Annotated in this window: 12 protein-coding genes; 6 read left to right on the top strand and 6 right to left on the bottom strand. The window is 39.6% G+C overall.

Going from position 1 to position 13,803, the window contains the following annotated elements; all coding sequences use genetic code 11:
• Position 1: 1 nt before the first annotated feature.
• From AWW73_RS15435 to AWW73_RS15420, 4 genes are all read right to left on the bottom strand, one after another.
• Entirely contained in the window at positions 2-1,207 is a 1,206-nt protein-coding gene (locus AWW73_RS15435) for an RtcB family protein (RefSeq protein ID WP_062850092.1), read from the bottom strand.
• A 265-nt stretch (positions 1,208-1,472) separates the two neighbouring features.
• Positions 1,473-2,933 carry an amino acid permease gene (locus tag AWW73_RS15430; protein ID WP_031949252.1) on the bottom strand — a complete coding sequence of 487 codons (1,461 nt, stop codon included), beginning with the start codon at positions 2,931-2,933 and terminating at the stop codon, positions 1,473-1,475.
• 21 nt (positions 2,934-2,954) lie between these two features.
• Entirely contained in the window at positions 2,955-3,968 is a 1,014-nt protein-coding gene (locus AWW73_RS15425) for a methyltransferase (RefSeq protein ID WP_031949251.1), read from the bottom strand.
• 63 nt (positions 3,969-4,031) lie between these two features.
• Positions 4,032-5,390, bottom strand: coding sequence for a uracil-xanthine permease family protein (locus tag AWW73_RS15420; RefSeq protein ID WP_062850091.1), 1,359 nt, complete (start codon positions 5,388-5,390; stop codon positions 4,032-4,034).
• Between the two features lie 178 nt (positions 5,391-5,568).
• Between AWW73_RS15420 and typA the strand changes: the two genes are divergently transcribed.
• The 3 genes from typA (at position 5,569) to AWW73_RS15405 (ending at position 8,580) form a co-directional block, all read left to right on the top strand.
• On the top strand, positions 5,569-7,404 hold the full coding sequence (gene typA, locus AWW73_RS15415) for a translational GTPase TypA (protein ID WP_031949250.1): 1,836 nt from the start codon (positions 5,569-5,571) through the stop codon (positions 7,402-7,404).
• A gap of 255 nt (positions 7,405-7,659) precedes the next feature.
• Positions 7,660-8,091, top strand: coding sequence for a large conductance mechanosensitive channel protein MscL (mscL, locus tag AWW73_RS15410; RefSeq protein ID WP_016143427.1), 432 nt, complete (start codon positions 7,660-7,662; stop codon positions 8,089-8,091).
• 135 nt (positions 8,092-8,226) lie between these two features.
• Positions 8,227-8,580, top strand: a complete 354-nt coding sequence (locus AWW73_RS15405) for a gamma-glutamylcyclotransferase family protein (protein WP_031949249.1) — start codon at positions 8,227-8,229, stop codon at positions 8,578-8,580.
• A gap of 10 nt (positions 8,581-8,590) precedes the next feature.
• Here the strand turns inward: AWW73_RS15405 and AWW73_RS15400 are convergent, their stop codons facing one another.
• Positions 8,591-8,881, bottom strand: coding sequence for a peptidylprolyl isomerase (locus tag AWW73_RS15400; RefSeq protein ID WP_002051379.1), 291 nt, complete (start codon positions 8,879-8,881; stop codon positions 8,591-8,593).
• Positions 8,882-8,900: 19 nt separating this feature from the next.
• Positions 8,901-9,725: a bifunctional DNA-formamidopyrimidine glycosylase/DNA-(apurinic or apyrimidinic site) lyase gene (gene mutM / locus AWW73_RS15395; RefSeq protein WP_062850090.1), complete on the bottom strand. Its 825-nt coding sequence runs from the start codon at positions 9,723-9,725 to the stop codon at positions 8,901-8,903.
• A gap of 75 nt (positions 9,726-9,800) precedes the next feature.
• On the opposite strand from mutM, the gene AWW73_RS15390 reads away from it, so the two are divergent.
• The 3 genes from AWW73_RS15390 to AWW73_RS15380 all read left to right on the top strand — a co-directional run bounded on the left by AWW73_RS15390 (position 9,801) and on the right by AWW73_RS15380 (position 13,783).
• Positions 9,801-10,367, top strand: a complete 567-nt coding sequence (locus tag AWW73_RS15390; protein WP_062850089.1) for a DNA-3-methyladenine glycosylase — start codon at positions 9,801-9,803, stop codon at positions 10,365-10,367.
• A gap of 134 nt (positions 10,368-10,501) precedes the next feature.
• A complete protein-coding gene (locus AWW73_RS15385; RefSeq protein ID WP_062850088.1) occupies positions 10,502-12,664 on the top strand; it encodes a TonB-dependent receptor family protein in 2,163 nt (720 codons plus the stop codon).
• 9 nt (positions 12,665-12,673) lie between these two features.
• A complete protein-coding gene (locus AWW73_RS15380; RefSeq protein ID WP_062850087.1) occupies positions 12,674-13,783 on the top strand; it encodes an NADH:flavin oxidoreductase/NADH oxidase in 1,110 nt (369 codons plus the stop codon).
• Positions 13,784-13,803 lie beyond the last annotated feature (20 nt).

The following is a 13,803-nucleotide window of genomic DNA, read 5'->3' as shown; positions in this document are numbered from 1 at the left end:
TTTAACCTTTAATACATAAAACTTGTTTTAGAGTATGAACGACTTCAATGAGGTCTGACTGATTCGCCATGACTTCATCAATGTCTTTATAAGCGCTTGGAATTTCATCCACAACGCCACTGTCTTTACGGCATTCAATACCTTGGGTTTGTTCAATAAGATCTTGCTGATTAAAAAGAACTTTTGCTTTGCTTCTGCTCATCTTGCGACCGGCGCCATGAGAACAAGAACAAAATGATTCAGGATTTGCTTTGCCTTTAACAATATAAGATCGTGCTCCCATTGAACCTGGAATAATTCCTAACTCATCCAAACCTGCTCTAATCGCTCCTTTTCTTGTAACAAAAAGGTTTTCACCAAAATGTGTTTCTTTGCTCACATAGTTATGGTGACAATTGATTGCTTCTTTTGTCATTTGAAAAGAAGGTAGAAGAGGGCGGATCGCTTCTAAAATTAATCGCATCATCTCTTTGCGATTTTCAAAAGCATATTCTTGTGCCCACTCTACAGCTTCTACATAATCATCAAAACTTTTTGAGCCTTCAGCAAAATAACTTAAGTCTTTATCAGGTACATGGCCAAAGCGATGCTGCGCTTCTTTTTTGGCTAACTCAATAAAGTAAGTACCAATAACATTACCAAGCCCTCTGCTGCCTGAATGTAGCATTACCCATACATCTTGATTCTCATCAATACATAACTCTATAAAGTGATTACCACCACCTAAGGTCCCAAGTTGTTTTTGCCATGTTGCATCAAATTGCCGAAGCATTCGGACAAGACCAGGATGCTTTTTGATAATTGGTTCTAAGCGTTTTTCAAGTGGAATAATGCTAGAAGCTTTCGCTTTGACTTGTTTATGCAAAGCAAAGCCAACCGGTACTTTACGTTCGATCGCATCACGCAAACGACTTAAGTTATCAGGTAGTTGTGAAGCCTTTAAACTCAAGCGAATTGCATTCATTCCACATCCAATGTCAACTCCTACAGCAGCAGGAATAATGGCGTGTTTAGTAGGAATAACACAACCTACAGTAGCACCTTTGCCCACATGCACATCAGGCATAACTGCAATGTGAGAATAGATGAATTGCAGCTGAGCCATTTTCTTGAGTTGTTCGATACTTTCACTATCTATGTCTTGAGTGAAAATTTTAACAGGGACACCATAGAGTGTCTCCTTGTTTAATATTTTTTGTATGCCCATAATTTTTCTCTTATTTTTGTCCGAGCAGGCATAAAAAAACCTAGCGAATGCTAGGTTCTAAATTTAAGCATTCGGACAAGTGGTGTGAATTTGTACACTTGTCCGTGAGCTGACATCGTGCCAAATTATTTAATCTGTTTTACCTTGTACTAATGGCATGATGTCCTCCTTATTTAAAAGCGCCGTTGAAAATCTGAACGGCATTTTACGCTTTTTAAATCAAAGATCAAGCTTTTGATCTTTGATTTACCTTTAATGACCAGTTTTAATCTTGCTCAGGTTTGACGTTCATTTGATCGTAAGAAATCAATTTGGTTTTATTTTTCCACTTATAGCCTAACCAAATAATCAAGAACAATGGCAAGCTAATATAAGTTGAAAGTAGACCTAACCAATCAATTTTTCCGCCTAAAATAGCTTGATAGTTTTGCCCTAAGATAATGATTGAACAGAGAATAAATGCAAACCAAGGGGCAAATGGGAAAAATTTGGCACGATATGCTAAATCTTCTAATTTATAACCTTGAGCAATATATCCTTTACGGAAACGATAGTGTGAAATCGCAATTCCTAACCAAACAATAAAACCGCACATACCAGACATATTGAGTAGCCAGTTAAATACTTGCTTTTCTCCAATAAATGTCGTCAAGAAACAAAACGCGGCAATCAGTGTTGTAGCATATAATGCATTCATTGGAACGCCACGACCATCGAGTTTTGCAAACCACTTTGGTGCACGGCCTTCTTGAGCCATTTTAAATAACATACGAGTTGAAGAATACATGCCTGAATTACCTGCTGATAAAATAGCAGTAAGAATGACGGCATTCATTAAACCCGCAGCAAAAGCAAAACCTACTCTTTCATAGAGCAACGTAAAAGGAGATAGTGCGATATCTTCAGTGGCAGCTGCTTGTAGTAAATTCGGATCATCATAGGCGATTAGAGTACCGATAATGAAAATACATAGGATGTAAAATAATAAGATTCGCCAGAAAATCTGTTTGATTGCCAGTGGAATCGTCTTCTTTGGATCTTTTGATTCGCCCGCAGCAACCCCAACCATTTCGGTTCCTTGGAAAGAGAATCCGGCAATCATTGCAACACCAATCATGGCTTGTAAACCGCCAACAAAAGGTGCCTCTTTGTAGGTCCAGTTCCCGAAAGTTGCCACACCAGGAGTTAGCATGATCTTGATGATCATGGCTAAGCCAATAATAATAAATGCAACAATCGCAATTACTTTGACCATTGAGAACCAGAATTCACTTTCCCCAAATCCCTTTACTGTCATGGCATTGATCAGAAAGATAACAATAAGGAATAGGGCACTCCAATAGAACCCTGGAATATCAGGGAACCAGAACTTCATAATAAACTGAACCGCAACAAGTTCGAATGCAACCGTAATTGCCCAGTTATACCAATAGTTCCAGCCTAGAGCGAAACCAAAGCCTTCTTCAACATAACGACTGCCGTAAGTAAAAAAGGCACCGGATGTTGGTGTATGAGTTGCAAGCTCACCTAAGCTGGTCATTAAGAAGTAAATCATAATACCAATGAGTGAATAGGCGAGTAGCGCTCCACCTGGGCCAGCATTTGCAATGGTTGATCCAGAAGCAAGGAAGAGGCCTGTACCAATGGAACCACCAATGGCGATCATATTCAGATGACGAGCCCCAAGCTTACGCTGGAGTTTTTCAGGAGCATGTGTTTCGCTCATGGAGATTCCTTACATAGTTTGTTATGCACAGGCATATAACACCTTAAAGCCTTGAAGATCAGTTTTAATCTGGCACTGACCAAAGTGCTTCTCAATTAAGATCGGATAGTTTAAAAAACGGTTTGCTACAATCCATAGCTCACCTGATGCCTTTAAATGTTTTTTAGCGTTTTGGCAGAGTCCTTCACTTGCATCATAGTTGGTATGAATACCTTGATGGAAAGGGGGATTACTGACAATGGCATCGAGTTCTGTTGGAGCATCTGCAATACCTGTAACAGGCTGCAATCTCAACTGGTCTGAACCTATTCCATTTCGACTAAAAGTCATTTCCGTTGACCGTAAAGCGAAAGCATCAATATCTAGGGCATGAATAATATTACTTGAATTTATTTTTGCCAAATAGCAACTGATAATTCCAGCACCACACCCGAAGTCGGCAATTCTACCTGATTTCACCTGATTAAGATAAGGGAGTAAAACAGCAGTTCCGACATCGAGATGATTTTGACTAAAAACACCAGGAAGGGCACAAATCGTAAGTTCTTGTTCATTAACATGAACAGTGTAAGTTTTAAGCCAACTTTCGAGAGGTTTAATTTGTTCTGTTTTCTCAATTTTTAAGTGCCATAGCTGACAGTGGCGTGCGCTATCGAGTTTAAGTACTTTGCCGAAGCTTTGTAGTTGTTTGGCAGCGCGTTCAACACCACCCTTTTTTTCACCCACTAAAAAAACAGACTGATCAGTTTTCAGATTGCTCATGACTACATGCAATATGTAATTTAACAGTTCTTTAGATTTGGGAACAAAAATAACGGCTTGATCGAACTCTTGTAATGGGAACTCAACTGAGAAATGCGCATTTGTTCCATTATTTATAAAGCCTTGATAGTCAGCATGATTCCATGTCCAGACTGAAGCATCAATATCAGCTGGTAATTGACTGACTAGGGCATCATTCGGTGCATTAATGAACAAGACTCTACCTTTTAAATAGTCTTGTTGTCTCAATACCACTTCACTTCTAGGATCCATGTACATCTCTCATGAAGAAGAATGCCCAGTGGAAACTGGGCAGTAATCAAAATTAAAAAATAGTTATTTGTGTGTTTCGGGAAGGACAACATTTAAAATTAATGCTGCTATACCGCCTGTCGCTACGCCAGAACTAAAAATATTTTTAAATAATTCTGGTAGGTGTTCCAAAATTTGAGGAACTTGAGCAACTCCTAAACCTAGTGCAAGTGAAATTGCGATAATTAAAAGTGCTCGGCGATCTAAATGAATCGATGAGAGGATATTAATACCTGATGCAGCTACGGCACCAAACATTACCATCACAGCGCCCCCTAAAACAGCTTGAGGAACTGCTTGTATTACACCAGCTACTGCTGGAAATAAGCCCAATAAAATAAGTAAAGCAGCAATCCAGATACCCACATAACGACTAGCTACGCCAGTGAGTTGGATTACACCATTATTTTGAGCAAAAACAGAACTTGGGAAAGTATTAAATAATCCAGCTAATAAAGAGTTTGCACCATTTACTAATACACCACCTTTAATGCGTTTCATCCATTCTGGACCATTAACAGGTTGGTTTGAAAGTTTACTGGTTGCAGTCACGTCACCAATCGCTTCTAAAGATGTGACTAAGTAGATAAAAGCCATTGGGATGAATAAGCCCCAAGAAAAGCTTAAACCAAAGTGCATCGGCGTTGGAATCTGTACAAGAGGCGCATCTTTAATACCTGAGAAATCTAGGTAACCCATAAATCCTGCAAGAATGTAACCAATCACTAATGCAATTAAAATGGCTGAGCTTTTAATCCAAACCACTCGAATGCGGTTTAGCACAATAATAATAGCAAGTACGGTACATGACATAATAAGGTTGTCTGCACTTGCAAAAGTATGGTCTTGCATGGCTTGGTAGCCACCACCCATGCTAATCAAGCCTTCCTTAATAAGCGTTAAGCCAATTAATAAAACAACAATCCCCGTGACCAAAGGAGTAATTAATCTTTTTACCCATGGAAGAATTTGCGAAACACCCATTTCAATAAAGGAACCAGCAATTACTACACCAAAAATTGCAGCCATAACTTGGTTTACAGGTGTTCCTGCGGCAACCATTGCACTACCGATACCAATAATGGGACCAATAAAGTTAAAGCTTGTGCCTTGTACAATCAGAAGACCTGCACCAAATGGGCCAACTTTTTTACACTGTAAAAATGTAGCAATACCTGAAATCACCAAAGACATCGATAAAATCATGTTGGTTTCAGTGGGTGATACGCCTAAAGCTAAACAGATTAAAAGCCCAGGTGTAACAATTGGTACAATAATCGCAAGCAAATGCTGGAACGCTGCTAAAAAAGCTATCAGGGGTTTTGGTCGATCATCTAAGCCATAAACAAGGTCAAGATGGTCTTGAGAGTGTTGATTGGACATGGGTGTAGGTCCGCCGCAATTTCGCAAATTGGCGCTATTCTAATCGAGATACCTATCTTTACAAAACGAAATACAGGCTAGTGGAAATTTTTTTTGTCAATGTCAATAAACTGTCACTACTCAAGAGTAGTGTTTTTCTGTATAATTTGCCCTCAAATTTCAGGCGTTTCGAATTTTCATGTCAGATATCAAAAATCTCCGTAATATCGCAATTATTGCGCACGTCGACCACGGGAAAACCACACTTGTCGATAAACTACTTCAGCAATCAGGTGCTCTCGGTGACCGAGCAGGCGAGATTGAGCGTGTCATGGACTCAAATGCGCTTGAAAGTGAACGTGGTATTACCATTCTTGCAAAGAACACTTCTATTACTTGGTTAGATAAACGTACTGATACAACTTACCGTATCAACATCGTGGACACCCCGGGACACGCCGACTTCGGTGGTGAAGTAGAACGTGTAATGTCGATGGTTGACTGCGTATTACTTTTAGTTGACTCTCAAGAAGGTCCAATGCCACAAACTCGTTTTGTGACACAAAAAGCCTTTGCTCGCGGTTTAAAACCAATTGTTATTATTAACAAAGTAGACAAACCAAGTGCACGTCCAGATTGGGTTATTGATCAAGTATTTGATCTATTTGATAACCTTGGTGCAACTGATGAGCAATTAGATTTCCCAATCGTTTATGCATCAGGTCTACGTGGTGTAGCGGGTCCTGCTCCTGAAGAACTTGCAGAAGACATGACTCCGTTGTTCGAAACGATTGTAGATATCGTTGAACCACCAGCAGTTGATGTTGATGGTCCATTCCAAATGCAGATTTCATCACTTGACTATAACAGCTTCGTAGGTGTTATCGGTGTTGGTCGTATTCAACGTGGTTCAGTAAAATTAAATACTCCTGTTACTGTAATTGACAAAGAAGGCAATACACGTAACGGCCGTATCTTAAAAATCATGGGTTACCATGGTTTAGAGCGTATCGATGTTGAATCAGCATCTGCTGGTGATATCGTATGTATTACTGGTATCGACGCACTTAACATTTCTGACACGATTTGTGATCCGAAAAATGTTGAAGCATTACCAGCTTTATCTGTAGATGAACCTACAGTATCTATGACTTTCCAAGTAAACAACTCTCCGTTTGCTGGTAAAGAAGGTAAATTCGTAACTTCACGTAATATCCGTGAACGTCTTGACCGCGAATTAATTCATAACGTAGCGTTACGTGTTGAAGACACTGACAGTCCAGACCGTTTCAAAGTATCTGGCCGTGGTGAACTTCATCTTTCAGTTTTAATTGAAAACATGCGTCGTGAAGGCTTCGAAATGGGCGTATCTCGTCCACAAGTAATCATCAAAGAAATTGATGGTGAAAGACAAGAGCCTTACGAAAACGTAACTTTTGACGTTGAAGAACAGCATCAAGGTGCTGTAATGGAACAAATGGGTCACCGTAAAGGCGAGATGACCAATATGGAAGTTGACGGTAAAGGCCGTATCCGTATTGAAGCAACTGTACCTTCACGTGGTTTGATTGGTTTCCGTTCTGAATTCTTGACCATGACTTCTGGTACAGGGATCATGACTTCAAGCTTCTCGCATTATGGTCCTGTTAAACAAGGTACTGTTGCGAAACGTCAAAACGGTGTATTGATCTCTATGGTTCAAGGTACTTGCTTGGGCTATGCATTGTTCAGCTTACAAGACCGTGGTCGTTTGTTCGCTAAACCACAGTTAGAAGTTTACGAAGGTATGATCGTGGGTATTAACTCTCGTTCAGACGATATGGTTGTAAACCCGACTAAAGCGAAACAATTAACTAACGTTCGTGCATCTGGTACAGATGATGCTTTAACTTTAGTACCTGCAATTGAATATACGCTTGAACAAGCGCTTGAATTCATTGAAGATGACGAGTTAGTAGAAGTAACACCTAAATCAATCCGTATCCGTAAGCGTTACTTGACTGAAAATGAACGTAAACGTAACCGTGATAAATAATTTTTCTTAAATGAAAAAGAAAAAACCGCTAAATTAATTTAGCGGTTTTTTTAATCGTTATTTTTCAAATTAAAGTAGGCTTAAAATCATATTTTTGTTGTAAGAGAATATGTTGTTAAAGTGTGAAATAACTTTCTTTTTTTGATAAAAATATTAAATTATCAATATCATGGCGAGTACTATCTAATTCGATAAGATGCCAATGAAAAAGAAAAATATGACGTGTTTCGGCCCCCGACATCTGGAGATGTTTAGATGAGTATTATTCAAGAATTTAAAGAATTTGCCATTAAAGGCAATATGATGGATTTAGCCATCGGTGTGATTATTGGTGGTGCTTTTGGCAAAATCGTAGACTCTTTGGTAAAAGATATTATCATGCCAATTATTAGTGTGATTACTGGTGGTGGTGTTGATTTTTCACAAAAATTTATTGTATTAGGTGCAAATCCTAACAATTTACAATCTTTAGATGCTTTGCAAAAAGCAGGTATTAATGTTTTAACTTATGGTAACTTCCTTACCATTTTAATTAACTTCCTGATTTTAGCTTGGGTTGTGTTCTTAATGGTGAAATTATTAAATAGACTTCGCCGTGATAAAAATGAGCCAGAAGCTCCAGCTGCAACTCCAGAAGATATTCAATTATTACGTGAAATTCGTGATGAGTTGAAAAAACAACCTTAATCAGATTTGATATAAAAACGGTACCAAGAGTACCGTTTTTTATTATTTAGTATTTTATGCTGAGCTAAAGATATTGTTAAAATTGTCAAAACAAAGATATGTTCAACTTCGAATATTTTAAAAGGATATAAATTAATGAATCAGCTTTTTGTGTATGGCACATTATGTCCAAATAAACCAAATGCTCATATTTTAGAGCAAATCGGTGGAAGTTGGACAAAAGCTAGTGTGCGTGGCGTGATTCATATTTTAGACTGGGGGCCAGATAAAGGCTTAAAAGCACTTGAGTTAGATTTACAAGCTGATTGGGTGGAAGGCTATTTATTTAGCACTGAAAAATTGGCTGAAAACTGGCAGATGCTAGATGATTTTGAAGGTTTTCAATATCAACGTGTCATCGCAGATATAAAATTAGAATCAGGTGAGTATATTAAAGCCTGGACATATCAACTGAATGCACAGGCTCAAGCTTCTCAAAATCATAATTGAAACAATGGAATCAACGTAAGCTGCCCATTCTGAATTTAACTTCTAAAAGGTGGTAACCAAACTGACTTTTGATCGGACCTTGTAACACACGTTCGGCAGCTGTAAAAACAACTTTATCAATAACAGGCACTAATTGCCCTTTTTTGACTTCACCAAGTTCACCACCACGCTTTGCCGAGTTACAGGTGGAATATTGTTTAGCAAGCTTGGCAAAATCAGCACCACTTTGTAGCTTCTTTTTTAGCTGTTCGGCTAAGTCTTTATCTTTGACTAAAATATGTCGGACAATTGCTGTTTGCATGTTGTCTTCCTCCAAAAAATTAAGGCTTTCTCAGCTTTTTAAGCGGTTGGCACTGTGGGCAAAATACGCTGGCACGCTGACCAAGTTTCAAATTTTCTAATGTGGTTTCACAGTTAACACACATTTCTCCTGCACGACCATACGCGAGCAAGGTTTGCTGGAAATAACCATTTTCACCCATGGCGTTGCTGTAGTCTCGTAAAGTCGAGCCACCTAAATCAATTGCCGACTTTAAAATACGCTTAATCTCGACAACTAGTTTCTCAATTTGTTGCATGCTTAAATCACCAGCAGGTTGTGCAGGGTGAATGCCAACATTAAACAGGCTCTCAGTTGCATAAATATTGCCTACACCAACCACTACATGATTATCCATGAGTGCAATTTTTATGCCGACAGCCTTATTTTTAAGTTTAGAAGCTAAATATTCTGCGTGAAAGTCAGCACTTAAAGGCTCAGGTCCCAAAGTATCAATCAGTTTGCCTTGAGTCTCAGGGTTAAGCCAAAGAATGCAGCCAAAACGACGAGGGTCATGGTAGCGTAACTGCTGATCTTCAAATTGTATAATCAGATGATCATGCTTTCTCAGTTCGTCATTTGGTTCGGTCAGACGAAAGCTTCCAGACATTCCTAAATGCCAAAGCATTTGATCTTGTTCAAACTCTGCCAAAATATATTTTGAACGTCGATTTAATCCAATAAGGCGTTGTCCAACAAGTTTTTGAACATCATCTGGTATAGGCCAGCGTAAGCTAGGATTGCGTACTTCCACACTTAGAACTTTTTGATTCAATAGGGGAAATAAACTGGTTTTGGTTGTTTCGACTTCGGGTAACTCAGGCATGCCAACTCGCAGAATTAACAGATATACTGGATTAATCAAGTATAACGTGTGGTATGTAATATTTCAGAGATTACTATGTCAGATATTTTACCATTAAGCTGGTTTCAACGAGAAACATCAGAAGTGGCTTATGATTTAATAGGTTGTGTTTTGTGTAAGCGACAACCTGATGGCCAAGTTATCCGCTGTACAATTAGTGAAACTGAAGCTTATTTGGGTGTCCGTGATAAAGCTTGCCATAGTTACAATGACAAACGGACAGCTCGAACAGAGGTGATGTATTGCCCTGGTGGGACAATTTACGTCTATTTAATTTATGGCATGTATGAAATGCTCAATCTCATTACTCAGACACAAGGCGTCCCTGAAGGGGTAATGATTCGCTCAGCATTTTTAAGTAGTGCTTCAACCAAAAAAGAATATAAGCTTTTAGCTGGGCCTGGCAAATTGACGCGCTACTTGGGTATTGATCGATCTTTAAAAGGCCAGACTTTAGGTGAAGAATCTGGACTATGGATTGAAGCGGCATCAACGCGGCCAGAAGTGGTATTGACGCCACGTATTGGAATTGATTATGCCGAAGAAGCAAAACATTGGCCTGAACGATATTGCTGGAAAGACCACCCATCTTTGAGTCGATAATTCTAATCTGGAAATCAATTTTTAGATATTGATGAAGAGTGTTCCAGATTTACAACAATGCAGACCGAATTCAATAGCCAGACAAGACACAGCTTTTTGTTATCATAACTACAATATAAATAAAGGAAATAAGCATGTCCTTATTACGCTTAGACCGATTTCATCACTGTATTTTGATGAGTATGGGCTGTATTTCTAGCCCACTCGTTTGGGCAGAAGATTTAACACAAGACGTAACTGTATTGCCAACGTTACATGTGGAAGCAACCCGTACCGATACAACCTATTTGCAAACACCTGCTTCGGTTTTTCGAATAGATGCACCCCAAGCTGACACTTCTTCACAAGTAAATTTAACCGAAGTTGTGAAGGGGATACCGAGTTTACAGCTTCGCAATCGTGAAAATTATGCACAAGATTTACAGTTATCTATGCGTGGTTTTGGTGCACGTTCTACTTTTGGTGTCCGTGGTATTCGCCTTTATGTAGACGGTATTCCTGCAACAATGCCGGATGGACAAGGCCAAACCTCTAATATCGATTTAAGTAGTCTGGACCATGTTGAAGTTCTAACAGGACCTTTTTCTTCACTTTATGGAAATTCATCGGGCGGGACAATTTTAACTTCTACTAAAGAAGGGCAAGGGAAAGATTCAATTGAGCTGAGCTATTCGGGAGGCAGTCACGATAAAAGCCGAGCAGGACTCGTGCTACAAGGCGGGGCAAAGGGTGCGAATGAACCAAGCTATGTTATTAGTTCATCGTATTTCGATACGGATGGTTACCGAGAACATAGCGGTGCAGAAAAAGTATTAAACAATGCAAAACTCAGTTGGAACCTTGATGATGGTAGCAAAATCAACTGGATAACCAATTATGTAAAAATCCATGCAGATGACCCACAGGGACTAACGCATGATCAGTGGAATACTAACCCAAGACAACAAGTTCCATTTTTAAAGCAATTTAATGTCCGTAAAGATATTGAACAAACTCAAACGGGTGTGACGTGGTCTAAGCCTGTTAATGATAAAAATGAACTCTATGCCATGGCATATTTAGGCAATCGCCAAGTGACTCAATATCAATCTATACCTAAAGGTGAAGTGAAGCTAGAAGAGGGTAAGCCTATTTATTCAGGTCAAGCTAGCCCAAAGCATGCTGGTGGAGTCATTGATTTTGAGCGTAATTATTATGGCGCTGACTTCCGCTGGACGGGTAAAGAGTTACTTCCAAATACTACTCTAAGCGTTGGTGTTGCACTCGATGCAATGGATGAAGATCGTAAAGGTTTTGAAAACTTTAATTTAGTAAACGGTCAGCCTTATTATGGCGTCAAAGGTAAGTTACGCCGTGATGAAGACAATACTTTGTGGAATATCGATCCATATTTACAAGCTTCATGGCAGTTCTTACCAACATGGCGTTTAGATACAGGTGTACGTTATAGCAATGTCCACTATAAGTCGGAAGATCGCTATTTAAGTAATGGCGACGATAGTGGTAAGACTGATTACAATAAAGTTTTACCTTCTGCTGCTTTAAGCTGGCAAATTTTACCTGAACTCATGGCCTATGTGAGTTATGCCAAAGGATTTGAAACGCCAACTTTTACTGAAATGGCATATCGTCCAGATGGAGAAAGTGGTTTTAATTTTGATTTGACCGCATCAACAAGCGATACCTATGAAACGGGCTTAAAATCACAAAACCAATTAGGTGATTTTACTTTGGCAGTTTTTCAAACTAAGACCAACGATGACATCGTTTCTGCAGGTAACTCAAATGGGCGTTCAACATTCCGTAATGCAGATAAAACTTTACGTGAAGGCGTAGAGTTCGCATGGAATAAAAAGTTGTGGAGAGATCTAACAGCGATTGCAAGCTATACATATTTAGATGCAACTTTTGATGCTGATATTCCAGCTTTAGGAAGTATTGCTCAAATTCCATCAGGCAATGCTATTCCAGGAATTGCCAAAAACCAAGCTTATGCTTCTTTAGCTTGGCAGCCATCGCACGGGCTATATGGCGGTGTAGATGTACAGTATATGGATAAAGTATACGTGAATGATACCAACAGTGACGCAGCGCCAAGCTACAGTGTAACCTCAGCTAATGTGGGTTATGCATGGGTAATGGGTGACTGGAAAGTGAATAGCTTTGCCCGTGTCGATAACCTATTTGATAAAAACTATGCAGGTTCAGTGATCGTAAATGACGGTAATGGACGCTACTTTGAACCAGCGGATGGACGTAACTGGAGTGCAGGTTTACGTGTAATTAAGCAATTCTAGGAATTTAAAATGGCAAAATTATTTGAAACGGTTAACTTTGGTTCACTACAACTGGTCAATAGAATTGTAATTGCTCCGATGTGCCAATATTCGGCAACAGATGATGGCGAAATTACGTATTGGCATGAACAGCAATGGGCAAACTATGCATTGTCTGGTGCAGGGCTCTGTATTGTGGAGGCGACTGCTGTACAGCCTGAAGGTCGAATTAGCTATGCTGACCTTGGACTGTGGAATGATCAGCAACGTGACCAAATTAAAGCGTTGTTAGCTAAGGTTCATACACTTTCACCAATGCCATTTGGAATTCAGTTAGCACATGCAGGTCGTAAAGCATCTACTGAAAAACCGTGGTTAGGTAAAGGTCAGATCGCAAAAGATCAGCCTCATGGTTGGCAAACGGTTGCTCCAAGTGAAAGTACCTTTTCAGTGCATGATGCAGCCCCCCATGCTTTGACCATTGCTGAGATTAAACAAGTTCAACAAGACTTTGCAGCAGCTGCAAAACGTGCGGTAGAGGCTGGATTTGAGTTGATTGAAATTCATGCGGCGCATGGTTATTTATTACACCAATTCTTATCGCCAATTGCCAATCAGCGAACTGATGAATATGGCGGTTCTTTAGAAAACCGCATGCGTATGACCCTTGAGGTTCTTCAGGCAATTAAACTCGCTGTACCAGAAGGTTATCCTGTAGGTGTTAGATTGTCTGCGACCGATTGGTTAGAAAGTATTGAGCACTGGGATGTTGAATCAACAGTGGGTTTATCAAAAGCTTTAGAGCAGTTGGGTGCAGCCTACGTGCATGTGTCTAGTGGTGGTTTGCACGAGCATCAATCAATTACGATTGGGGCGGGCTACCAAGTCCCTTTTGCTGAACAGGTTAAAAAGCATGTGTCTATTCCAGTCATTGCTGTAGGGCTAATTACTGAGCCAGAGCACGCTGAACAAATTTTAGAAAACCAGCAAGCCGATGCTATTGGTCTTGCTCGTGCAATGTTATATGACCCAAGATGGCCTTGGCATGCAGCAGCAGCTTTAGGTGCAGAAGTTAAAATTGCACCTCAGTATTTACGTTGTCAACCTCATGGATTAAAGCAGCTTTTTAACTCTTTTTAATTGTATTGGGCAAAGTCATC

Origin of the sequence: Acinetobacter lactucae (assembly GCF_001605885.1) — a bacterium.
Classification (GTDB): Bacteria; Pseudomonadota; Gammaproteobacteria; order Pseudomonadales; family Moraxellaceae; genus Acinetobacter; species Acinetobacter lactucae.
This window is presented reverse-complemented; position numbering and strand designations above follow the sequence as displayed.